Here is a 21,181-nt window from a genome sequence, read left to right on the forward strand (position 1 = left end):
TCGGAGACCGTCGTTGCGGGAGGATGAATATCGCAGACATTAAGACAAATCGGCAGTTAGAGGTTCGGCGTGCGTCCCTGGATCGTGTGGACCGCCGGACTCTTCGCCTACATAGTCGCCGTCCTCGACCGCACCACGCTGGGAGTTTCTGGCCTAGACGCGGCCGATCGCTTCAGCGCCGGCCCCACCGTGTTGTCGGCGTTCGTGGTGCTCCAGGTCATCGTTTACGCGGGCGCGCAGGTCCCGGCGGGCCTGCTGCTCGACCGGTTCGGCTCCAAGAAGCTGATCCTGGCGGGCGCTGCGCTGATGGCATCCGGGCAACTTGTGCTGGCGTTCACCGAATCTCTGCCTGCGGCCATCGGCGCGCGGGCGGTTGTCGGCCTCGGCGATGCTTTCACCTTCATTTCCGTGCTCCGCCTCGTTCCGCAGTGGTTCACACCTCGCCAGGTTCCGCTGGTCACGCAGCTGACCGGGATCTGCGGCCAACTCGGCCAGGTGCTGTCGGCCATCCCCTTCTTCGCCCTGCTCGCCGGATCGGGCTGGACCACGGCATACGTCTCGGTGGCCGCGCTGGGGGTGCTGTCCATCGTCCTCACGCTGGTGCTGGTCCACGACTCCCCCGAGGGCCACGTCATCGAGCACGAGGCAATGTCGATCCGGGAAATCATGACCAGCGTCAAGACGGTGTGGTTGCGGCCAGGCACACGCCTTGGCTTCTTCACACACATGGGCACTCAGTTCTCGGTGACGGTGTTCGCGCTCATGTGGGGTGTTCCCTATCTGACGGTGGCCCAGGGTCTTTCGGCGACCGTCGCAGGATCGCTGCTCACCCTCTCGGTCGTCGCTGCCATCTCAGCCGGCGTCCTGATCGGCATCTTCACCGGTCGCCTTCCACATCGCAGGTCGCGGCTAGTGCTCTGCATCATCGCCAGCAACGCCGTCATATGGTCCGTGGTGCTCGCCCTCCCCGGCCGCGCGCCGCTGTGGCTGCTGGTGATCCTGGTCGTCGTCATCTCGGTCGGCGGTCCCGGATCGATGGTCGGGTTCGATTTCGCCCGCACCTTCAACCCACAGGCCACGCTGGGCACCGCGTCGGGCATGGTCAACATGGGCGGCTTCATCGCATCGCTGCTCGTCATGCAGTGCATGGGCGTCATCCTCGACGCGGTGGGCGACATCTCGTTCGAGGGGTTCCGGCTGGCGTGGACCGTTCAATACGCCATCTGGGCGCTCGCCGTGATCGGCATTCTCATCACCCGCCGCAAGACGCGCGCCGTGATGAAGGAAGAACGCCTACTGATGGAGGGTTTCGACCCCAGCCCGGCGCGGCCCCGCTAGCGACCGCCCTCCAGCGCGTGGCGGATGTCCGCGGCGGCGTGCCGATGGCCCGCGAGTTCGTAGCCGACCACGGTCACCATGGGTGCCAGCGTGACGACGAGCAGGCAGTTCGCCATCGAGAAGCCCGCCTCGGCGAGCCACACCGCAACGGCCAGCACCACCCCGGTGAGCACCAGTAGCACGACGTGGAACAGCGCAATCCTGCGCACGATCACGCTGTACAGCGTGTAGATCGACAGGATGTACAAACCCACCGGCAGAGCGACGGCCAAGACGGTCTCCAGGGAGCTCAGCTTCGAGTGATGCTCGATGTAGAAGGCGGCGACATGCAGACCGGCGCCCGTCGCCACGATCGCGCCGTACATCACGATCGGCAGGTAGCCGAACCAGAACGACCGCTCACGATGGGCGTGCAACAACCCCGCCTGAGGCATCACGAAATACGACCACCACATTCCGAACGTCAGCCCGACGCCGGCCACCACGACGAATACGGCGTCGAACGACCAGCCTTGGGCACTGACCACCGCCGACAGCGACGCCACCGTCCCGACCACACCCTCGCCGAGCGCGATGATCGCCAGCAGGCCATAGCGTTCGGCGATGTGGTGCGCGTGCCAGGGCGTACCCCCGGCGCGGACCTCGGCGATGACCGGGCCCAACGTCTCCACCCCGATCAGCACCGCGACCATCGCGAAGGTCACCGGGATCGAGGTGTGCGCGAAGGTGCCCGCAATCCAGCCGACCTGGGCGACAGAGACCCATAGCGCATAGGTCAGGCAGGCCGAACGCCGCGAAGGGTCCTGTTTGGCCGCGCGTAACCACTGACCCACCAACGCAATTCGCATGATGACGTAGCCGGCCACCAAGACCCTGGTGTCGACGTGCTCGCCATGCTCGATCGATGCGAACATCGGCGGAAAGCCGAGCGCCATGATGATGACGCCGACCATCTGCAGCATCGTCATCAGCCGATAGATCCAGTCATCGGTGTCATAGGCCGAGGCGAACCAGCTGAAGTTGATCCACGCCCAGCACACCGCGAACGTGGCGAGCGAGAAGCCGAGCAGACCGGCGCCGACGTGGTTCTCTGCCAGCATGTGGGCGAACTCGTTGGCGGCAATGCCGAAAGCGATCACGAAGGTCAGGTCGAAGAGAAGCTCGAGCGGCGTGGCGACCCGGTTCAGTTCGTCGGGGTCACGACCCGACATCCGGCGAACCCGGTGCTGGATCGTGATCGATGGCTCCTGCGCGTCGGTCATGTGTCCGTCCTTTCCCCTACATTCCACCCCATCCGCTCGAATGGAGTAGTGCACTACGCAGGTGTTCGCCGCCGCCGCGATTCACGATCGAAGCGTGGATCGCACAGAACCGGGCACAACATGAACGCGTTGTTGGTCCTCTGCATGTCGGCCAGCGCCCCCCTGGCCGCGATGGGCCTGTACAACCTCCAGGCGCACCTGGAGCGGTGGGACCACGACCGCCATGCCGAGGACTGACGGTCGACGGCGGCGTGCACGCGCCCTACCGTGGAGCCGTGGACCGACTTTCCGATGACGTGATCGCTTTTCTGTCCGAAGGGACCCGCACCGGGATGCTGGGTTACCTCGCATCTGACGGCCGCCCCTTGGTGGCGCCGGTCTGGTTCGTCGTGGACAACGGCGCGCTGGCGTTCAACACCGGTAAGGACACCGCCAAAGGCCGCGCACTCATTCGCGATCCACGCGTGGTGATGTGTGTCGACGATCCGCATCCGCCCTACTCCTTCGTCCAGATCCAGGGCGTCGCCACGATCAGCGAAGATCCCCAGGATCTGCTCGACATCGCCACCCGCACCGGCGGCCGGTACATGGGCGCGGACCGCGCCGAGGAATTCGGCGGGCGCAACGGGGTGCCGGGCGAACTGGTCGTGCGTATCACGCCGACCAGAGTGCTCAGTGCCTTCAAGCTGGCGAACTGACGCAGCGAAGGAGAACGCACCCACGGGACGTGGGCCGCGCAGTGACAAGATGTGGTGATGAGCGCGACTCCGGCATCCAGTGCCGTGGCCGTCGTGCTCGCCGCCGGTCTGGGAACCCGGGTCGGCGCCGACGGCAACAAGGCCTATCTGCGGGTCGCAGGCCGGTCCATGGTGGCCTGGTCGATCGCCACGCTGACACAGATGCCTGAGATCGATCGCACCGTGCTGGTGTTCCGCCGCGGCGAGCGCGAACTCGCGCAGGACACGATTCGGCGGGAACTCCCCACGGCGACAGTGGAGTTCGTGGAGGGCGGCGACAGCCGGCATGCGTCGGAGTTCAACGTGTTGCAGCATCTGGCCACCGACATCGAGTCCGGGTTTGTCGACGTCGTCGTCATCCACGACGCCGCCCGGCCCATTGCCGGTCACAACATGTTCGTCACCGCACTGTCGGTCGCCCGCGAGTTCGGCGGCGCGATCCCCGCCTTACCCGTCGCCGACGTGGTCCGCGCGGGAGATGGTGACGGCCTGGAATCGCTGACCGACCCCGGCACGCTCGTCCGCGTCCAGACACCGCAGGCATTTCGCGCGCCTGCACTGCTCGAGGCGTATCGCGCCGCGGCGCGCGACGGATTCGAGGGCACCGACACGTCGTCATGCGTCGAGGCGTTCACCGACGTGGAGGTGCGCACATTCCGCGGCGAACAGCGCAACCTCAAGGTGACCTACACACACGACATCGCCGTCGCCGAACGCCTTCTCACGCGTCGTGAGGGTCCGGCCGCCTGCTCGCAATGATCGCCTCGATGAACTCGGCGTCTCGGGGCAGATCTGCTCGAAATGCATCGGGGTCGCCGTCGACGTACGCGATGGGACCACCGGCACCGAGGGCCATCGCCATCTCGTCGAAATCGGCGGCGGCGTCCTGTGCGAGCAAGCCGTTCAGCGCGCCGATGGCGAAGCCGCGAGGGTATTGAACCGTACGCAACACCGACCGGTCGACCGTCGCGGTGATCGAACCGTGCACATCGACGGCCTTGACGCTGTCGGTCACCGCGAGTACCGGCATCACCACGGCGTCACCGCTACCCATGGCGGCGACCACACGCCTCACCAGATCCGGCGATGCCAAGGGTCGCGAGATGTCGTGGACGAGGACGTGGCTCGTCGAAAACGAGGCTCGGCCAAGGTATTCGACGGCCGCGCGCAGGCAGTCCGCCCTGCCGGCCCGGCCGCTGACTGCCACAACATTCACGGACGCCAGATCGAGGGACGCCAAGGCGGCGTGGACATCTCCGATAAGGGGTTCGGCCGCGGCGACGACAACGCGGCCCGGGCCTGCAAGTACATCGAGCATCACTGCCACAATGCGCGCCAACGGCGGCGCAGCGGCCAGCGGGAGAAACGCTGCCGCCCGGTCATCCGCGACCGAAATCGGTAGCGGCACAACACCCGAAAGCTCCACTGCCCGACGCGTTCCTATACGGGATCGAATGCGGAGATCAGCCAGCGACCGTCGATCTTTTTCATGCTGACCTTGACGCTGCTCGCCGCGAACGCACCGTCCGGGTTCTCCTTGCTCGTCGTGACCTGGTTGATGAACAGCAGGACGACGGCGGAGTCGGGATGGATTTCGGTGACAGCGGCCCGCACCACCGACGCGGCCGTCTTGACCTGCTTCTCCTTGGCCGCGGGAGTGACGATCTGCTCGGTGAATTGTGTGTAGTACGACAGGAAGTCACCGGTCAGATTCGACTTCGCGTTCGCAAAATCCTTGTCCAGGCTGTCGGGTGAATACGACAGCAGGGCCACCGTGCCGTTCTTGGCGGAGTCCAGGACGACGTTGGCTGCCGCCGCATTGGTCTCCCGGTCTTGCCGGTACTGCGTGAAGTACAGCCCAGCCGCAACGCCTGCCGAGGCGATCAACGCCACCACGATCACGATCGCGACGAAGTTGCGACGCGCACCACGCAGCACGCGCTTGTGGAAGCGGTTGTCGGAAGGCACATCTGCCGTCGTTGCATCGTCCTTGTCATCGGCAGGCGCGTCTGAGTCAGACTGCTCGTCGATGTCGAGGACGTCACTGGTGCCGTCGTCGGTCACGTTCTCGGTCTCGCTGGGGGTCACGGTACGAACTCGACTTTCGCCATCTTGATCTGTCCGCCGTCTCTTTGCAGATCGACCGACAACCGCCACGCGCGCGGCTCTTGTTTGGCGCCTGCGGAGTTGGTCACCCGGGACGTCGCCGCCACCAGGACGGTTGCCGTATCTGCTGTCATCTTATCGACGGCCGCCGCGGTGACGGTGACGTCGGTGATCACTTTGGAGCTCTGTGCGACCTTCACGAAATCTTCGGCCTGGTCCTCGAAGTCCTTCTTGAACGTACCGGTGGAGTTCTCGATGATCCGCTTGACGTCGTCTTGGGCGTTGTTGAAATCAAGCGACATCAGCGTCACGACACTCTGCCGGCCCGCCGCGAGGTACTCGGAGTTCAGATTCCGGTTGTTTGTCGCCGCGCGATGCTCCCGCACCATGATGACGCTCGCGGCGATCAGCGCCGACGTGGCCAGGACGGCAAGCGTCATCGCGACGATCTTGACAACGAGGCCCCACCGGCGACCCTTGCGTGCGGGCTCGTCTTCCGCATCCTCCGCCAGTTCGTCGGCGGGCTCAGCATCGGTCGCATCGGAGGTCTCGGCGATCGCGACCTCGTCGTCTTCCACGGCGGGCGCGGTCTCGTCCGCTGCCGCGACCTCGACCTCGGGCTCGGGCTTGCTCTCGGCGGCTTGCGCCTCCCGGCGCAACCGGATCGCGCGGGCCCTGGCGCGTGCGGCAGCGGCCATCGCCTCCGCCTCGGCGGCCTCGGCATCTGCTTCGTCCGCCAGCGTCAGCGTGTCGTCCGCAGCGCTGTCCGGCTTCTTCGGCGGTTCCTCGACGTGCTCAGTGTCGGTCGCCGACGCACGGCGCCTGAATGACGGCACGGCGACCTCCTTGTCCCTGGTGCCCACTAATCATGAGAATGCCATTATCCTTTTTTGCGTATCGCCGCGACGATACCTTCTCTCCGCAACCCCCGACAAAGCGCACTTTCCTGCGGAAATGCTATTTACGCGCTGTGCGCGCGCTTAGCCCTGTCGTTACCGCAAGTCGGCCTTCATGACCTTGCCGGTGGCGTTCAGCGGCAGCTTGTCGAGGAACTCTACATACCGGGGAACCTTGAAACCCGCCATTCGCGCGCGGCTCCAGTCGATGAGGTCGTCGCCGCTGATGGCAGGTCCGCCGTCCTTGGCCACGATGAACGCCTTGCCCACCTGACCCATTCGCTCATCCGGGACGCCGATCACGGCAGCCTGCGCGACGGAAGGATGCTCCAGGAGGAAACCCTCGATCTCGGCGGGATAGGCGTTGAAGCCGCCGACGATGAACATGTCCTTCTTGCGGCCGACGATCCGCAGCCGTCCCGCGGCATCGAGCGTGCCGAGGTCCCCGGTGTGCAGCCACCCGTCGGCATCGATCGCCTCGGCCGTGGCGACGGGATCGTCGAGGTAGCCCTGCATGACGTTGTAGCCACGCACCAGCACCTCGCCGTCGTCGGCGATGCGGACCTCGACGTCCTCGCACGGCAAGCCCGCAGTGGACGCGATGTCTTCGGCCGAGTCGCCCGGCCTGGACAGCGTGACGTTTCCTGCCTCGGTGAGGCCGTAGCCGGTCATCAGCGACTGGAAGGGCAGCTCGTCGCGAATCCGCCGAATCAGTTCGACGGGGATGTCCGCCGCACCGGTCACCGCGGCCCGCAGAGTGGCCAGCTTGGCCTTGTCGGCGATGGTGAGCAGCGAGTGGTACAGCGTCGGCGGGCCTGGCAGCATCGTGATGCGTTCGGCCTCAACGATTTCCACCACCTTGTCGACGTCAAACACCGCCAGTGGCACCATCGTCGCCCCTCGCAGGAAAGACGAGACGAGGCCGGCCTTCAACCCGAAGGTGTGGAAGTACGGGTTGATCATCAGATAGCGGTCACCTTCGCGCAGATCCGCGAGAGTGGCCCATTCCTCGTAGGCCCGCAGTGTCTGCAGGTGATTCATCCTGGCGCCCTTGGGTCTACCCGTCGTACCCGAGGTGAAGATGATGTCGGAGATGTCGGATCCGCTGACCTCGCGGTGCAGAGGTGCACCGGAGGACAGGAAGTCGGACTTCAGATCGATGAAGGGCACGCCGGCGGGCGCCTCGTAGTCCTGGCCGAGGAAGCCCTGCTGGATCATGACCGCCTTGGCCCCGCTGCGCGCGACGATGTCGCCTGCCTCGTCGGCCTTGAATCGCGTGTTCACCGGGACCAGCACTGCGCCCGCGGTCATGATCCCGAATGCCGCGATCATCCAGTCCGCGGAGTTGGGCGCCCAGATCGCCACCCGATCGCCCTTGTCGATACCGAAGTCCGCGAAGGCGCCTGCCGCGCAACGAATCCGATCGACGACCTCGGTGAAGGTGAGGCGCAACGAACCGTCGACAACTGCTTCCGCATCGCCGAAGCGGTCCGCTGCGCTCAGGACCATCTCGGGGATGGTCTGCCAGGGCGGCTTCGTCACGTCGTGACGAGACGCCCCAGGTTGCCGCCCATGATCTTCGCCTGGTCCTCCATAGAGAGGTGCTCGAGCGCGGTCACGTAGTGAGTCGGCTCTGCCAACCCTTCTGGGTGCGGCCAGTCGGAGCCGTAGAGCACCTGGTCCACGCCGATCAGGTTGATCAGATCGTCGATGCCCTCCTCGTAGAACGGGCTGACGAAGATGCGGTTCTTGATCTCCTCCATCGGGTTACCCGGGAACGCCTCGGGCGCCTTCTTGAAGACCTCGGCCATCGAGTCCAGAAGCGGGAACATCCACTTCGACCCGGCCTCGACGATGCCCACCTTCAACTTCGGGAAGCGGAACAGCGCGCCGTGAATCACCCAGGAGGCCACCGCATCCTGGATCGGGCGCCACTCGTTGAGGATCGACATCGCGTTGGTCTGGAACGGCAGCATCTCCTGCGCGGCGCCGTCCCACTCCGACGTGTAGCGGGAGTAACCGCTGTCGCTGGAGTGCATGCCGACGAAGATGTCGTATTCGACGCACTTCTGCCAGAACGGGTCGAACTCGGGCAGTGCGAACGAGCGCGGGCCGCGGAAACCGGGCACCGGCGCCGGGCGGATCAGGATGGCACGGGCGCCGCGCTTGACCGCCCAGTCCAGCTCCTCGATCGCCTTCTCGACGATGGGCAGGGTGATCACCGGGGTGGTGAAGATGCGGTTTTGGTAGTTGAAACCCCACACCTCGTGGAGCCATTCGTTCAGCGCGTGGATGATGACATGGATGGCGAGCGGGTCATCGCTGAGGCGCTCCTCGATGAGGCTGGCGAGCGTCGGGAACATGAGCGTGCGGTCCAGGCCCAGCTCGTTCATCTTCTCCAGCCGAGGCCCGGGCTCGAAGAACGCCGGAATGGCCCGCATCGGCTCGCCGAACAGTTCGCGCTTGGTCTTGCCGTCCGGGTTGCCGAACTTGAAGTACTCCTCCCAGGCGCCCGGCTGGGCGACGACCGAGAAGGTCGGATTCGGGATGTAGTTGCTGATCTGGCCCTTCAGGGCGATCTTGGTACGGCCGTTGATCTCGACGTACTGGACGACGTCCTTGTACTCCTTGGGGAGGTACTTGGTCATCGCCTCTGGCGGCTCGTACAAGTGGTTGTCCGCATCGAACAGCGGAAACGGGATATCGACGCGGTGGGACAGTTGACCCATGAAACACTCCTTATCCTCTTGCGAGAATCCTATTCTCCTAGTGCCACGGTAACAAGGTTTTACGCCGCAGTGGTAATGACGTTCTCACACGCCTGCGCGGCGCTCACGCCTGCAGGTCTTGGCGGACGCGAAATTTTTGCACCTTGCCGCTCGCAGTCCGGGGAAAGTCCTGACCCGCAGGCACCTCGTGCAGCTCCTCGGGCCACTTCTGGATCGCGACGCCCTCGGCCTTGAAGTGCTCGCGCACCTCGTCGAGCGTGGGCATTTTCTGCCCGTCGCGCACCCGCAGCACCGCCGCCGCACGCTCGCCGAGACGGTTGTCGGGCACCGCCACCACCACGGCCTCGGCGACGGCGGGCATGCCCAGCAGAACCTCCTCGACCTCCAGGGCACTGATGTTCTCGCCACCGCGGATGATCACGTCGGCCTTGCGGTCGGTGATGGTGAGATAGCCGTCGTCATCGAGCACACCGACATCGCCGGTGCGGTACCAGCCGTCCACGTCGAAAGCGCTCTCGGTCATCGACTCGTCGGTGTAGCCGAGGCACAGATCGGGGCCGCGGCTGAATATCTCACCGTCGGGCCCCAGCCGGATCTCGACTCCGGGGCGGACGTCGCCGTCGGTGTAGAGGCGCTTGTCCTCCGGCGCACTGCGGCGCGATCCGGTGATCGACGGATGCTCGGTGCTGCCGTAGGAGCGGAACACGAACATGCCGAGATCGGCGAGCCTGCGCGTGACCGCGGCCGGCACCGTCGACCCACCGAGGCCGACCGTGGTGAAGTGGCGAATGTGATCGGGCGTGCAGTCCGGATGGTCGAGCACACTGGTGACGAAATACGGTGGGCCGCCGCCGATCGACAATCCGTCGCGTTCGATCAGCTCGAGCACCCGGCCCGGATCCCACACGTCGCACAGGTCGATGGGGGCACCCTCGAGGACCGGGATGAGGAAGGCTCCGAGCATCCCGATGAAGTGCCCCACCGGTGTGGCGGTCAGCTGTCTGCCGCGATCGGGTGGGTAGTTCTCGAGGAGCTGGCGCGTCTCGAAGCCCAGGGTCTGATGGCTGTGTACGACGCCCTTGGGCCTGCTCGTGGTGCCCGAGGTGAAGGCGATCAGCGCGGGGTTTGCGGGGTCCGCGGCGACGGTGCCCGGCATCGGTTCGTCGGCCAGGAGGTCGTCGAACGTGCTGCCCACCAGGCCGACGATCGGCACGTCCGCGCAGAGATCGGGCTGAAAGGTCATCCGGCCGAATTCGGCCGTGGTGAGGAAGACCTTCGGCCGGGCCGTCGACATGATGTGGCCCAGTTCCTTGCGCCCGTAGAAGTGCACAATCGGCACGACCACCGCGCCAAGGAACGTCGAGGCCCAGAAGGACGCGGCGGCCTCCATCCAGTTGGGTAGCTGGATGGCGACGACGTCCCCCGCACCGACGCCGCGTGAGCGCAGCCCTTCGGCCAGCCTGCGGGCCAGGAGCTCGACCTCACCGAACGTGCCGGAGTAGGGCCGCACCGCGGAGTGCACATGGAAGGCCGTCGCCGGGTTGGCGGCCAGCCCGCCTGCCACCAGATCCCCGAGGGTCTCCTGCGTCCACCACCCTTCGGCGACATAGCGTTTTGTCAGGTCCTCAGGGATGTTTCGCATGTTCCTGGCCGCTCCTCCGCGCTGATTCTGCTCTTCGCGCAAGCGGCTCATCGCCGCGCCACGATGCTATTCTCCGCTGAAGAGAATGCCAATACCGCAGACGGAGAACGCTTCATGGTCGACCTCGAGGTGGACGACGGGCTGGCGATCATCACCATCGACCGGCCGCATGCGCGCAATGCGATCTCCCTGGAGACGATGGACCAGCTGGAGAAGGCGCTCGACGGGGCCGACGGCGCGCGAGCGCTCGTCATCACGGGTGCGGGTGACCGCGCTTTCGTCTCCGGCGGCGACCTCAAGGAACTCAGCGCATTGCGCACCGAACTCGACGCGTCGGTGATGGCGTTCCGGATGCGCACCATCTGCGATCGGATCGCGGGCTTCGGCGGGCCGACGATCGCCGCGCTCAACGGGCACGCTCTCGGCGGGGGCGCCGAGTTCGCAGTCTCGTCCGACATCAGGGTGGCCGCCGACGACATCAAGATCGGCTTCAATCAGGTGGCCCTCGAGATCATGCCGGCCTGGGGCGGAGCCGAAAGGTTGGTTGCCCTGGTCGGCTACAGCAAGGCCCTGCTTTTGGCGGGCTCCGGGTCCATCATCGCCGCCGCGGAGGCCGAACGGATCGGACTCGTGGACCGCGTCATCCCGAGGGCTTCGTTCGACAGTGGCTGGCGCGATCTCGCCCGCGCACTGGCCAGCCGTCCGGCTGGCGAGATCAAGCGCGTCATGAAGGGTGCGACGACCACCGAAGCGGTCGCCGCGTTTGCCCGCCTCTGGGTTTCGGACGAACACTGGGCTGCCGCCGAGAAGGTCATGAAGCGCGGCAAGTAGCTCGCTTACCCGCCGAGAACGCGGATCGGGTCTTCGCCGTCCCAGTCGACAGCCGCGTCGCGGATGAATTTCCCCATCCCGGAGGTGATTTCGTTGTCTTCCATGATCTCGATGACCGTAGAGATGCGAGCTGGACTGTCGGGCTGCTCGACGTAAGCGAACCGCGTTCCGACATCCTCGTCGCCGAGCCACACGATCTCCCAGCCGGCATCCCGTACCGACGCCATGGTGGCATCGAAATCGTCGGTCCAATAAGCCAGTTGGTGATATCCGGGACCGTCGGCCTGCAGGAACTCGGTGTAGATGCTCGGGGTGTCGCCCTCCTGCTGGATCAGCTCGAGCTGCATCTCCCCGCTGTTGGCCAACGCCATCGAGATCGTCACCTCACATCGCTGGCCGCGGTAGGACGCGCGGATCGGAATCCCGCGCATCACGAACCATGGGCCGACGCCAAGTTCGAGCCAGGGAGCCAGCGCGGCATCGAGATCGGTGACGATGTAGCCGATCTGGCGGATCGGTCCGGGCAGAATCGTCATGAGGCGCTCGGGTGCACGACGACGCGCGGCGGCCCCTGGCCCTTGCGCACCTGGTCGATTGCGTCGGGTACCGCGTCGAGGCCGATCGTCGCGCCGATGGCGGGCGTCGGGTCCAGTCGGCCGTCGGCCACGGCGTCGAGTGTGCCGTACCAGTCCTGCGGATGCGGGCCGCCGCCGAACTGGATGGTCATCCCCTTGTGCGTGGCGTCCGTGCAGTCGATCGGCCCTGCGTCGTACCAACCGCCGGCGAAGTACACGCGCGCCATGAACTCGCACGAGTCGACGACGGTCTGCAACAGACCGTTTTTCCCCACGCATTCGAAGATCACCTGCGGCGTCTGAATCCCGTTGTGCCGGAACGTCTCCCGCCAGACATCGTAGGGATCGCGGTTGGCGGGATTGACCAGGACGTCGGCGCCGAACTTCTTGGCGTATGCCAGCCGGTCGTCGCTGTAGTCGGATACGACGATCGGACCGACACCGCGTGCGGCCAGCGCGGCGACGGTCGAGAGGCCAATCGCACCCGCGCCGATGACCAGCGGCAGCTCACCGGGCCCGATGCCCGAACAGCGAACGTAGAACTCCCCCACCGCGAATGCGTCGACGACCGCGACCGCGTCGTTGGGGACACCGTCGGGCACCTTGCGCGACATCACCTCCGAGACGACCATCAGCTCCCCGAACGCTCCGGGGGCATCGGGGTCGTGCCCGATCACGCGCGGCTCCTCGCCGGCACGGATCAGAATGGGCATGCTGGTGACGCGCGACCCCAGCGGGAAGTCACCCGAGCAGTCGGGGCCGTGGCCGACCACCTCACCGATGAACTCGTGGCCCATGATGGTGTCGCGACCGGAATCCCACGCGAACCGCGGCGCGGAGTTCGGGTGGTCCATGTAGTGCACATCCGACGCGCAGATCGCCGCGGAGAGCGGCTTGATGAGAAGCTCGCCCGGGCCGGGTTCCGGTTCGGCCGTTTCCCGAACGTCCAGCTTCCCGTCGCGCAATACGACCGCCCGCATCTCAGGCCTCCCGCTTGTTCGCGAAATCAGTTGTGGCCGCGCTCATCATCTCGACCAGTGCCCGCCGGTCGACGGTCCATACGTGCGCCGCCACCGCCCTGTTGTTCTCGCCGACAACGTGCACCGGGCCGTTGCCGATGTTCTCCGTGATCTCACGAGCGACATCCTCGGACAGCATCACGGACGAAGGATCGTAGGTGACACCCATCCGCTCCAGCGCGGGTGTGAACGTCGCACCCAGGGGCGTACAACACACGTCGACACCGTGTTCACGAAGTTCGGCCCACAGCCCTTCGGCGAAGTTGTGCTGGAACGCCTTGACCGCCGAGTACACCGCAAGTGTCGCCGAACCTGCCACGCATGCCAGCGATGCGACGAGCACGATGCCGCCGCGTCCGCGGTCGCGCATCGCCGGCGCGAACAGGTCCACCAGAGCGACCGGACCGATGCAGTCCAGCTTGATCTGCTTGAGCGCGTAGTCATAACCGGATTCCAGGAAGGTGGTCGTCCGATCGGAGGCGCCCGCGTTGTAGATGACGAGTCCCACCTCGAGCCCCTCGGTGGCCGTGGCCAGCTTGGCGGCGACGTCGGCGTCGGTGAGGTCCTGCACGAGCGGACGCACCCCGACCCCGTGCCGTGCTCGCACGTCCTCGGCCACCTCGTTCAGCAACGCCTGGTTGCGTGCGACGAGAACGAGATTGAGTCCACGTTCGGCCAATTCGTGGGCGAGGCACGCACCGATGCCCTCCGACGCGCCGGCGATGAGCGCCCACGGCCCGTACTTGCGCGCGAAGTCCTCCGTCATGACTGCGGGGGCGGCGTCACACCGGACTGCACCCGGGCGATCTGGGTGGTGCGCTTGGCGATGCGCCACCCGTCAGGCGTGCGGACGAGTTCGTCGTCGTAATGACCAAGCGCCTCAACCCACGTGGCCGGATTGTCGGGAACCGCCTGCAGATGGGCGAAGACGTACGACCTGGCCGTGGCGCGATCGCCATCGACCGTGATCGTGAAGTTGGAGAGCCGGTGATAGGTCGGACCCATCGAGTCGTGCAGTTGCTCCATCAGCCCGCTGATCGCATCGACGCCGGAGTACCGGCCGACTTCGCCGTAGTCGCAGTCCACATCGTCGGTCCAGCAGGTGCGCAGGAGCGCCCAGTCCTTGAAGTCGATTCCGGTGGCGTAGCGGATCAGAACGTCTGCGATCTGCGCTTTGTCGGCATCCACACCGGCAGGCTAACCATAAGTTAGACTCCGGTCAACTATGAAATCAGCGGGAAACCCTTGCCAATGACGGAGATAGCGCGGCGCCCAGTTGCTGACCAGGGTCAGCGCCGAGCCTCTTTTCAGCAGGCGCGTTCGCACGCAACCAAGCAAGCCCTTGTGCAATCCGCGATGGCGTTGTGGCGCACCAACGGGTACACGAAGACGACGGTGGCCGACATCTGCCGCGCCGCGGGCGTCTCGAAGGCGTTGTTCTACTTCTATTTCCCGCGCAAAGAGGACGTGCTGTTCGAAATCGGCATGCTGTCGACCGATGCCGCCCACGAGACGGCGCGCGAGATCATGCGCAAGCCGTATGTGGTGTCGTCGGTCATCACCGCGGTTCTCGGCAGCCTCGAAGCGACGATGCGCAACAGCACGCCCGAACTTCTTCTCGAGGCGATCCTGGAGGGATACCGGCAGGCGGCCGCGGGCCACGATCACCTGGAGCGCACGTCGGTGATCTTCGTCGAGGTATTCGCCAAGGCTCGCGAGGACGGCAAGCTGGCCGCCGATTTCGATATCGCGCACGTCGCGCACGTCGCACAGTCGATGGTCAGTGAGGGCGCTCGGCACTGGGCCATGGGCACGTACGGCGATCGGTCCTACGCCGAGGTCGTCGGCCGCGACATCACCGCACTCCTGGACGGCTACAACCGGTAGGCGAATCAGCCTCCGCCGCAACCGCCTCCGCAGCCTCCCCCACCACCGCAGCCTGCGCCACAACCGGCACCGCACCCGCTGCCGATGTCGGTCGACGACGTTCCCACGGCGCCGGCAGTTCCCGCGGCCCAGATTCTGCGGCGCTTGCCTTTGCGTGCCGACTTGCGCTCCGAATACGCCTGCCAGTGAGGGTCGTCGGAGGGATCGTGCACGGCGAACGTCTGGCCGGTCGAACTGCCTCTGCGGCGCTGCGATCGGTGGCGTCGCGGACTATGCAAAAACGCGGTCGCGGCGAGCCCCACGAACGCGACGAGAACGCCGAGTGCGATGTATCCCCCCAGACCCATGATCGGATATTACGCCGACTCAGCGGGACGCATAGGGTGATGACGTGCGGCGTTGGCGCGGTGACCCGGTCGATCGCGTGCTGGACGCAGCGTCGGAACTCGAGCTTCCGCCCGCTGTATTCAAGACGTGTCCGTGGCAGCCGCGCGAACTCATCGACACCGGGTTGCGACAGTGGCTGCGGTGTTGTGCGGCGGCACTGCGCGACAACCAGATGATCGGCATGCCGTCACACGCGGTGGACGAGGCGTGGCACGGCCTGATCCTTTGCACCGCCCGCTATGCCGCGTTCTGCGACAAGGCGTACGGCCGGTTCCTGCATCACCATCCCGAGGGCGGTGCCCCCGTCGGAGTGGTCACGGATTCATCCCATGAACAACTGCGCAGGACGGTGATCGCGTGGTCGGTGGTGGCGCAACCGGGTGAGCAGTGCGTTCTGTGGGACCTCGATCGCCGCGTCGGCGTGGACGAGCCGTGGGGAATCGATCGCGCACGCGTCGAGGAGATCGAGGCCGACGTCGCGAGGCTCGCGAGTGGCCGCGATCGATGATGTCGGCGATCGATTCTCTCTAGACGAGAACGTCATTTCCGATTATGGTCAACCCGTGTCCACACAGATAGCGCTCGCACCCGAGATCTCCACGTGGCCCGACGAGAACCCGCAGCTGATCGGCAGCCGCTGCGGCGCATGCGGCGCGACGGCATTTCCCGTCCAGCAGCGCTGCCCGCGGTGCAGCAGCGGCGAGACGTCGGATGTGCGACTCCCCCGCCGCGGCACCCTGGTGGCCTGGACGACTCAGGGGTTCCCACCCGGTGCGCCCTACAAGGGCCCCACCGGCAAGGACTTCGTGCCGTTCGGCGTCGGCCTGGTGCAACTCGACGACGTCATCCGCGTCGAGGGCCGCCTCACCGAGAACGATCCGCAGAAGCTGGAATTCGGCATGGAGGTCGAGCTGACCATGGTGCCGTTCACCACCGACGACGAGGGCAACGAGATCGTCACGTTCGCCTTCCAACCGGTCTAGAGAGGACGCAAAGCACCATGACGACCAAAGCCGACACAGTCGCGATCATCGGGGTGGGACTGCACCCGTTCGGCCGGTTCGACAAGACCGCGATGGAGATGGGCGCAGAAGCGATCCAGCTGGCCCTGACCGACGCGGGCGTCGAGTGGAAGGACATTCAGTTCGGCTTCGGCGGCAGCTACGAGGTGTCCAATCCCGACGCGGTGACCCGACTGGTGGGACTGACCGGCATCACCTTCACGAATGTGTTCAACGCCTGCGCCACCGCGGCATCGGCCATTCAGCAGACAGCGGACACCATCCGCCTCGGTAAGTACGACATCGGGATCGCCATCGGCCTGGACAAGCATCCACGCGGAGCGTTCACCGACGATCCCGCCAAGCTCGCACTGCCCCAGTGGTACGCCGAGAACGGTCAGTTCGTGACGACCAAGTTCTTCGGCATCAAGGCCAACCACTACCTCCACAAGCACGGCATCTCGCAGGAGACGCTGGCGCGGGTGGCCAACAAGAACTTCCGCAACGGTGCGATGAACCCGAACGCGTTCCGCCGCAAGGAGATCTCGGTCGACGAGATCCTCAACTCGACGGTGCTCAACTACCCGCTGACGCAGTACATGTTCTGCGCGCCCGACGAGGGGGCGGCCGCGGTGATCATGTGCCGCGGCGACATCGCACACAAGTTCACCGACAAGCCGGTGTTCGTGCGCGCCAGCGAGATTCGTACGCGTACCTACGGGGCCTACGAGGTGCATGCCACCTCCGCGCCGCTCGACGAGGACCCCTCGCCGACGGTCTATGCCGCCAAGGCCGCGTATGAAGCTGCGGGCATCGGTCCCGACGACGTCGACATCGCCCAGCTGCAGGACACCGACGCGGGCGCAGAGGTCATCCACATGGCCGAGACGGGTCTGTGTGCCGACGGTGAGCAGGAGAAGCTGCTGGCCGACGGGGCGACCGAAATCCACGGCACCATTCCGGTCAACACCGACGGCGGGCTGATCGCCAATGGCGAGCCGATCGGTGCGTCCGGCCTGCGTCAGGTCCACGAGTTGGTGCGCCAGCTTCGTGGCGAGGCGGGCGAGCGCCAGGTACCCGGGGAGCCCAAGGTCGGGTTGGCACAGGTGTACGGCGCGCCCGGCACCGCCTCAGCGACCATCCTTTCGGTCTGAGCAAGATCGGGTATTCGGCCCACAGTGCGGAAACATGGTTCTAAAATCTCGGCAATGAAGTTTCCGGCGGCAACCCGTGTTTCGAGCGCCAGAGCATTGCTCCGGCTCCTCTCGGTGACCGTCATGACCCTTTCGGGTGTGGCCGCCGCGAGCGTGCCCGCGATCGCGCAGGGCCCGCCGCCCGCCCCTATGCACAACGTCAAATACACCGTGTTCACCGAGGGGCCTGCCTACCTCGATATCTACTACCGCGACATCGACCCGCCGAACTGGGCCGATTACAGCCACAACCCGTACGTCTACACGCCCAAGGTGAACGCCGACGTCGGACCGGATCAACAGTGGAACCTCGACGTCCAGCTCGCCAACCCCAACGACTGGGCGATGGTCGTGGCGAGGGGCGAAACAGGCTTATCCCCCAACGTCCATTGCATCCTCGCGGTGGACGGGGTGGTGGTCGCCACCCATCAAGGGCCCAAGGGCGCGCTCTGCTCGATTCGCAATTGGTAGCAGCGGTCTCACTTTTCGCCGTCGACCGGAAGCGGCTCGCCCTCGAGCCGGCGAATCCATTGCTCGCAATATGCGAACGTCTCGGCGTGGCCGGTGGTCATGCCGAGTGCCCGTTCCATCACCAGGCCCTGCGACACGCTGGTTGCGAACACCGTCCACACCACAGGCGGAATGTCACTGGACGCGACGCCGTAGCGGGCGAGCGCCGCGGCGATCGCCGCGTTCTGCTCTTCCCGGAATCGTTCGGCGTAGTAGACGATCTCCGCGCGCAGCGCCTTGCGGTGATTGGCCAGCCCCATGAACTCCATCGTCAGCCGGGTGGCCTCGGGCTGCGTGCTGAACCTCCACAGCGACCACAGCGGCTGCGGCGACGCCAGCGCCGTCGAGAGAACGCTCAGCCCGGCTTCGGCCATGCGGCGGAACACCGCAAGGAAGAGATCCTCCATGGTGCGGAAGTAATAGTGGACCAGTTGCGGCTTGAGGCCCGCCTTCTCCGCGACCCGGCGCGAGGTGACCGCTGCGTAGCCCTCCTCGAGAAGCAGCTTCTCGGCGGCGTCGAGCAGCACGCCGCGATTCTTCGCCTCCGGCGCCCCGATCCTTCGCAGCCCCCCAGGAACCTCGGCCATGCCATCAATCCTCTTTCCCGACGTCAGCCGTTGCGACACGCCGATCGTAGTGGTGATGCGTTCTTGACCTCGACCTTAACCCCATGCTAAGCAGGTGCTCAGCATATTCGGCCAACCGGATCCACTGGACGGCCATCTCATTGACAGCCACGACGCGGGCAAGCGCCGACTCTGGAGGACTCGAAAGCCGATGACCACTGACTTCGACTCAATCGACTACTTCACCGACCCGTCGTTGGTGCCCGACCCGCACCCGTACTACGACCACGTGCGCACGAAGGATCCGGTGTGTTGCCCGATCACCAACAACGTGCTGGCGGTGACCGGCTGGGAAGCCGCCAACTCGGTCTATAAGGACACCGAGAACTACTCCTCCTGCGTGGCTGTGATGGGCCCGTTCACACCGCTGCCGTTCACACCCGAGGGTGACGACATCTGCGCGCAGCTCGAGGAGCACCGCACCGAGATCATCATGCACGAGCACATGGTCACGATGGACCCGCCGCATCACACGGACGCCCGCTCGGTCCTCTCACGGCTGCTGACCCCCAAGCGGCTCAAGGAGAACGAGGACTTCATGTGGCGGCTGGCCGATCGCCACATCGACGAATTCATCGCTGCGGGCCACTGCGAGTTCCTCAATGCGTACGCCAAGCCGTTCTCGCTGTTGGTCGTGGCCGACCTACTCGGTGTGCCTGAGGAAGACCACGAGGACTTCCGCCAGGCATTCGGCGCCCTAGGCGAGGGAACCAACATCGGCAGCCTCGACCACGAGGTGATCGCCGTGAATCCGCTGGCGTGGGCCGACGAGAAGTTCTCCCGCTATATCGAGGAACGCCGCGCATCGCCCCGTGACGATGTGCTGACCTCGATCGCGACCGCGAAGTACCCGGACGGCTCGACCCCTGAGGTGGTCGACGTCGTGCGGACGGCGACGTTCTTGTTCGCCGCGGGTCAGGAGACGACGGCCAAGCTGCTCGGCGCCGCCATGCGCGTCCTGAGCGATCGGCCCGACATCCAGCAGCAGTTGCGCGACGACCGCACGCTCATCCCGGTCTTCATCGAAGAATGCCTGCGCATGGACAGCCCCGTGAAGAGCGTGTTCCGGATGGCCCGCAAGACAACGACACTCGGCGACACCCCGGTTCCCGCGGGGACCACCGTGATGGTCAGCCCCGGCGCCGCCAACCGCGATCCCGAGCGCTTCGAAAACCCGCACGAGTTCTCACTCGACCGCAAGAACGTCCGCGAGCACATCGCGTTCAGCCGCGGCATCCACTCGTGCCCTGGCGCCCCACTGGCGCGCGTGGAAGGGCGGGTCTCGATCGAGCGCATCCTTGACCGGATGGCAGACATCACGGTCAGCGAGGAGAAGCACGGGCCCATCGATGCGCGTGAATACGTCTACGAGCCGACGTTCATCCTGCGTGGGCTCACCGAGATCAACATCGAGTTCAAGCCCGTCGGATAGGGGTCAGGGAGCGGGCCGAAGCTGCTCTCCGCTTTCCCATCTCGGGAATCCGTCCTCCCGAGTCACGCACGTCAGGAACATCCCGTCGGGCGCCTGGGCGACCTCACCGTCGTAGCCGGCGCAATCACTCATGTAGTCCTTGATTCCGCGCAATTCCGGCGACCGGAACCAGCGCGGTTCGTAGCGCCTCGCCGTTCCGCAGAAGACCACCCGTCCCCACGACGTCACGCCGAACGCGTAGTACTTGGTGTTGTTGCAGTACGAGCCCAGCACGACACCAGGCTGGATGCCCGGTACGCAGTTGGGCTCGTTGCACAGCACCGGGCCGGCTGAGGCCGCAGGCGATGCGATGATCGAACCTGCGGTCAGGGCTGCAGCAAGCACTGCGACAGTGGATCGCACCGAATCATTCTCACATGCGAGGGAATCAAATTCTCGCTTTCGAAGAGGATCGCTACCGGCCAAGATAGGCTTTCGAGCTATGCGTGGATTTACGATCGCCGCCGGTGCGGTAGCGGCCATGACCGTCGCAGCGGGTCTCAGCGCAACCCCCGCGGCGCAGGCAACGGATTACGGCATCGCACTCAACGGCACCTACCACTTCTACGCGAATGGCAATTTCGCCCAAGTCAACGATGTGCGCAAGGACATGCCGACCATCGACGAGACATGGACACTCTCCTCGGACTGTGTCAGCCCGATCCAATGCGAGGGCACGGCAGTGAGTTCGGCGGGTTGGACCGCGCGGTTGTGGTACGGGTACCCGAACGGCTACTGGGTCGTCGATCGCACCATCGCCGATTGGCAGTTCTGCCCCGGCGGGGGCGTCGCGCCCGGCGAGCAGCGGTTCCAGTTCTGGGGATTCGATCCGGTCTCCACCGAACGGGATATGAAGATCGTCAATTTCTTGGTCGGCCGTCAGCGGACGGTCAGCCCGAGCGGCTCATGCGGCAGCAACAAGCCCCTCGTCATTGAGACACCGATGAAGCTGGAGCAGTTGTCCTAACGCT

At 65.5% G+C, this 21,181-nt stretch carries 25 protein-coding genes; 11 read left to right on the forward strand and 14 right to left on the reverse strand.

Annotation, left to right across the window (positions count from 1 at the left end):
* Positions 1–69 precede the first annotated feature (69 nt).
* On the forward strand, positions 70–1,338 hold the full coding sequence (locus tag AB4Z42_RS10735) for an MFS transporter (RefSeq protein WP_442009142.1): 1,269 nt from the start codon (positions 70–72) through the stop codon (positions 1,336–1,338).
* Here AB4Z42_RS10735 and AB4Z42_RS10740 read toward each other — a convergent pair.
* Positions 1,335–2,600, reverse strand: a complete 1,266-nt coding sequence (locus AB4Z42_RS10740) for a low temperature requirement protein A (RefSeq protein ID WP_442009143.1) — start codon at positions 2,598–2,600, stop codon at positions 1,335–1,337. The genes AB4Z42_RS10735 and AB4Z42_RS10740 overlap by 4 nt on opposite strands.
* Positions 2,601–2,875: 275 nt before the next feature.
* On the opposite strand from AB4Z42_RS10740, the gene AB4Z42_RS10745 reads away from it, so the two are divergent.
* Both AB4Z42_RS10745 and AB4Z42_RS10750 read left to right on the forward strand, forming a co-directional pair.
* Positions 2,876–3,298, forward strand: a complete 423-nt coding sequence (locus AB4Z42_RS10745; RefSeq protein ID WP_442009144.1) for a PPOX class F420-dependent oxidoreductase — start codon at positions 2,876–2,878, stop codon at positions 3,296–3,298.
* Positions 3,299–3,355: 57 nt separating this feature from the next.
* Positions 3,356–4,096 carry an IspD/TarI family cytidylyltransferase gene (locus tag AB4Z42_RS10750; RefSeq protein WP_442009145.1) on the forward strand — a complete coding sequence of 247 codons (741 nt, stop codon included), beginning with the start codon at positions 3,356–3,358 and terminating at the stop codon, positions 4,094–4,096.
* On the opposite strand, the gene AB4Z42_RS10755 is transcribed toward AB4Z42_RS10750, so the two are convergent.
* The 6 genes from AB4Z42_RS10755 to AB4Z42_RS10780 all read right to left on the reverse strand — a co-directional run bounded on the left by AB4Z42_RS10755 (position 4,059) and on the right by AB4Z42_RS10780 (position 10,710).
* Positions 4,059–4,763 carry an IspD/TarI family cytidylyltransferase gene (locus AB4Z42_RS10755; protein ID WP_442009146.1) on the reverse strand — a complete coding sequence of 235 codons (705 nt, stop codon included), beginning with the start codon at positions 4,761–4,763 and terminating at the stop codon, positions 4,059–4,061. The genes AB4Z42_RS10750 and AB4Z42_RS10755 overlap by 38 nt on opposite strands.
* A 14-nt stretch (positions 4,764–4,777) precedes the next feature.
* Positions 4,778–5,425, reverse strand: a complete 648-nt coding sequence (locus tag AB4Z42_RS10760) for a hypothetical protein (RefSeq protein ID WP_442009147.1) — start codon at positions 5,423–5,425, stop codon at positions 4,778–4,780.
* Positions 5,422–6,279 (reverse strand): hypothetical protein, encoded by an 858-nt coding sequence (locus AB4Z42_RS10765; protein WP_442009148.1) that lies wholly within the window; start codon positions 6,277–6,279, stop codon positions 5,422–5,424. The genes AB4Z42_RS10760 and AB4Z42_RS10765 overlap by 4 nt, the downstream gene beginning before the upstream one ends.
* Positions 6,280–6,435: 156 nt before the next feature.
* Positions 6,436–7,881 carry a FadD3 family acyl-CoA ligase gene (locus AB4Z42_RS10770; RefSeq protein ID WP_442009149.1) on the reverse strand — a complete coding sequence of 482 codons (1,446 nt, stop codon included), beginning with the start codon at positions 7,879–7,881 and terminating at the stop codon, positions 6,436–6,438.
* Positions 7,878–9,068, reverse strand: coding sequence for an amidohydrolase family protein (locus AB4Z42_RS10775; protein ID WP_442009150.1), 1,191 nt, complete (start codon positions 9,066–9,068; stop codon positions 7,878–7,880). Before AB4Z42_RS10775 ends, AB4Z42_RS10770 begins: the two co-directional genes overlap by 4 nt.
* A gap of 103 nt (positions 9,069–9,171) precedes the next feature.
* Positions 9,172–10,710 carry an AMP-binding protein gene (locus tag AB4Z42_RS10780; protein ID WP_442009559.1) on the reverse strand — a complete coding sequence of 513 codons (1,539 nt, stop codon included), beginning with the start codon at positions 10,708–10,710 and terminating at the stop codon, positions 9,172–9,174.
* A gap of 114 nt (positions 10,711–10,824) precedes the next feature.
* On the opposite strand from AB4Z42_RS10780, the gene AB4Z42_RS10785 reads away from it, so the two are divergent.
* Complete coding sequence (locus AB4Z42_RS10785) at positions 10,825–11,541, forward strand: enoyl-CoA hydratase/isomerase family protein (protein WP_442009151.1); 717 nt, start codon at positions 10,825–10,827, stop codon at positions 11,539–11,541.
* Positions 11,542–11,546: 5 nt separating this feature from the next.
* Here AB4Z42_RS10785 and AB4Z42_RS10790 read toward each other — a convergent pair whose 3' ends face one another.
* The 4 genes from AB4Z42_RS10790 to AB4Z42_RS10805 are packed head-to-tail and all read right to left on the reverse strand — an operon-like array spanning position 11,547 to position 14,323.
* Entirely contained in the window at positions 11,547–12,077 is a 531-nt protein-coding gene (locus tag AB4Z42_RS10790) for a VOC family protein (protein WP_442009152.1), read from the reverse strand.
* Positions 12,074–13,096 (reverse strand): zinc-binding dehydrogenase, encoded by a 1,023-nt coding sequence (locus AB4Z42_RS10795; RefSeq protein WP_442009153.1) that lies wholly within the window; start codon positions 13,094–13,096, stop codon positions 12,074–12,076. Before AB4Z42_RS10795 ends, AB4Z42_RS10790 begins: the two co-directional genes overlap by 4 nt.
* 1 nt (position 13,097) lies before the next feature.
* Positions 13,098–13,901: an SDR family NAD(P)-dependent oxidoreductase gene (locus tag AB4Z42_RS10800; protein WP_442009154.1), complete on the reverse strand. Its 804-nt coding sequence runs from the start codon at positions 13,899–13,901 to the stop codon at positions 13,098–13,100.
* Positions 13,898–14,323 carry a nuclear transport factor 2 family protein gene (locus AB4Z42_RS10805; RefSeq protein WP_442009155.1) on the reverse strand — a complete coding sequence of 142 codons (426 nt, stop codon included), beginning with the start codon at positions 14,321–14,323 and terminating at the stop codon, positions 13,898–13,900. Before AB4Z42_RS10805 ends, AB4Z42_RS10800 begins: the two co-directional genes overlap by 4 nt.
* Positions 14,324–14,386: 63 nt before the next feature.
* Here AB4Z42_RS10805 and AB4Z42_RS10810 point away from each other — a divergent pair, with 63 nt between their 5' ends.
* Positions 14,387–15,022, forward strand: coding sequence for a TetR/AcrR family transcriptional regulator (locus AB4Z42_RS10810; protein WP_442009156.1), 636 nt, complete (start codon positions 14,387–14,389; stop codon positions 15,020–15,022).
* A gap of 5 nt (positions 15,023–15,027) precedes the next feature.
* Here the strand turns inward: AB4Z42_RS10810 and AB4Z42_RS10815 are convergent, their stop codons facing one another.
* A complete protein-coding gene (locus AB4Z42_RS10815) occupies positions 15,028–15,369 on the reverse strand; it encodes a hypothetical protein (protein ID WP_442009157.1) in 342 nt (113 codons plus the stop codon).
* Between the two features lie 44 nt (positions 15,370–15,413).
* Between AB4Z42_RS10815 and AB4Z42_RS10820 the strand changes: the two genes are divergently transcribed.
* The 4 genes from AB4Z42_RS10820 to AB4Z42_RS10835 are packed head-to-tail and all read left to right on the forward strand — an operon-like array spanning position 15,414 to position 18,074.
* Positions 15,414–15,917 carry a hypothetical protein gene (locus AB4Z42_RS10820; protein ID WP_442009158.1) on the forward strand — a complete coding sequence of 168 codons (504 nt, stop codon included), beginning with the start codon at positions 15,414–15,416 and terminating at the stop codon, positions 15,915–15,917.
* Positions 15,918–15,972: 55 nt separating this feature from the next.
* Complete coding sequence (locus AB4Z42_RS10825) at positions 15,973–16,392, forward strand: Zn-ribbon domain-containing OB-fold protein (protein ID WP_442009159.1); 420 nt, start codon at positions 15,973–15,975, stop codon at positions 16,390–16,392.
* Between the two features lie 17 nt (positions 16,393–16,409).
* Positions 16,410–17,564, forward strand: coding sequence for a thiolase family protein (locus tag AB4Z42_RS10830; RefSeq protein ID WP_442009160.1), 1,155 nt, complete (start codon positions 16,410–16,412; stop codon positions 17,562–17,564).
* A gap of 54 nt (positions 17,565–17,618) precedes the next feature.
* Positions 17,619–18,074: a hypothetical protein gene (locus AB4Z42_RS10835; protein ID WP_442009161.1), complete on the forward strand. Its 456-nt coding sequence runs from the start codon at positions 17,619–17,621 to the stop codon at positions 18,072–18,074.
* 8 nt (positions 18,075–18,082) lie between these two features.
* Here AB4Z42_RS10835 and AB4Z42_RS10840 read toward each other — a convergent pair whose 3' ends face one another.
* Positions 18,083–18,700 carry a TetR/AcrR family transcriptional regulator gene (locus tag AB4Z42_RS10840; RefSeq protein ID WP_442009162.1) on the reverse strand — a complete coding sequence of 206 codons (618 nt, stop codon included), beginning with the start codon at positions 18,698–18,700 and terminating at the stop codon, positions 18,083–18,085.
* A gap of 190 nt (positions 18,701–18,890) precedes the next feature.
* Between AB4Z42_RS10840 and AB4Z42_RS10845 the strand changes: the two genes are divergently transcribed.
* A complete protein-coding gene (locus AB4Z42_RS10845) occupies positions 18,891–20,171 on the forward strand; it encodes a cytochrome P450 (RefSeq protein ID WP_442009163.1) in 1,281 nt (426 codons plus the stop codon).
* 3 nt (positions 20,172–20,174) lie between these two features.
* Here AB4Z42_RS10845 and AB4Z42_RS10850 read toward each other — a convergent pair whose 3' ends face one another.
* Positions 20,175–20,573 carry a hypothetical protein gene (locus AB4Z42_RS10850; RefSeq protein ID WP_442009164.1) on the reverse strand — a complete coding sequence of 133 codons (399 nt, stop codon included), beginning with the start codon at positions 20,571–20,573 and terminating at the stop codon, positions 20,175–20,177.
* Between the two features lie 79 nt (positions 20,574–20,652).
* On the opposite strand from AB4Z42_RS10850, the gene AB4Z42_RS10855 reads away from it, so the two are divergent.
* Positions 20,653–21,177: a hypothetical protein gene (locus AB4Z42_RS10855; protein WP_442009165.1), complete on the forward strand. Its 525-nt coding sequence runs from the start codon at positions 20,653–20,655 to the stop codon at positions 21,175–21,177.
* Positions 21,178–21,181 lie beyond the last annotated feature (4 nt).

Source organism: Mycobacterium sp. 2YAF39, assembly GCF_052114565.1.
GTDB lineage: Bacteria > Actinomycetota > Actinomycetes > Mycobacteriales > Mycobacteriaceae > Mycobacterium.

Coding starts and splice junctions, on each gene's coding strand:
- AB4Z42_RS10815 (WP_442009157.1), bottom strand. CDS start 15,369: ATGGGTCTGGGGGGATACATCGCACTCGGCGTTCTCGTCGCGTTCGTG.
- AB4Z42_RS10840 (WP_442009162.1), bottom strand. CDS start 18,700: ATGGCCGAGGTTCCTGGGGGGCTGCGAAGGATCGGGGCGCCGGAGGCG.
- AB4Z42_RS10780 (WP_442009559.1), bottom strand. CDS start 10,710: ATGCGAAACATCCCTGAGGACCTGACAAAACGCTATGTCGCCGAAGGG.
- AB4Z42_RS10835 (WP_442009161.1), top strand. CDS start 17,619: ATGAAGTTTCCGGCGGCAACCCGTGTTTCGAGCGCCAGAGCATTGCTC.
- AB4Z42_RS10800 (WP_442009154.1), bottom strand. CDS start 13,901: ATGACGGAGGACTTCGCGCGCAAGTACGGGCCGTGGGCGCTCATCGCC.
- AB4Z42_RS10830 (WP_442009160.1), top strand. CDS start 16,410: ATGACGACCAAAGCCGACACAGTCGCGATCATCGGGGTGGGACTGCAC.
- AB4Z42_RS10845 (WP_442009163.1), top strand. CDS start 18,891: ATGACCACTGACTTCGACTCAATCGACTACTTCACCGACCCGTCGTTG.
- AB4Z42_RS10810 (WP_442009156.1), top strand. CDS start 14,387: ATGACGGAGATAGCGCGGCGCCCAGTTGCTGACCAGGGTCAGCGCCGA.
- AB4Z42_RS10785 (WP_442009151.1), top strand. CDS start 10,825: ATGGTCGACCTCGAGGTGGACGACGGGCTGGCGATCATCACCATCGAC.
- AB4Z42_RS10795 (WP_442009153.1), bottom strand. CDS start 13,096: ATGCGGGCGGTCGTATTGCGCGACGGGAAGCTGGACGTTCGGGAAACG.
- AB4Z42_RS10855 (WP_442009165.1), top strand. CDS start 20,653: ATGCGTGGATTTACGATCGCCGCCGGTGCGGTAGCGGCCATGACCGTC.
- AB4Z42_RS10775 (WP_442009150.1), bottom strand. CDS start 9,068: ATGGGTCAACTGTCCCACCGCGTCGATATCCCGTTTCCGCTGTTCGAT.
- AB4Z42_RS10790 (WP_442009152.1), bottom strand. CDS start 12,077: ATGACGATTCTGCCCGGACCGATCCGCCAGATCGGCTACATCGTCACC.
- AB4Z42_RS10740 (WP_442009143.1), bottom strand. CDS start 2,600: ATGACCGACGCGCAGGAGCCATCGATCACGATCCAGCACCGGGTTCGC.
- AB4Z42_RS10750 (WP_442009145.1), top strand. CDS start 3,356: ATGAGCGCGACTCCGGCATCCAGTGCCGTGGCCGTCGTGCTCGCCGCC.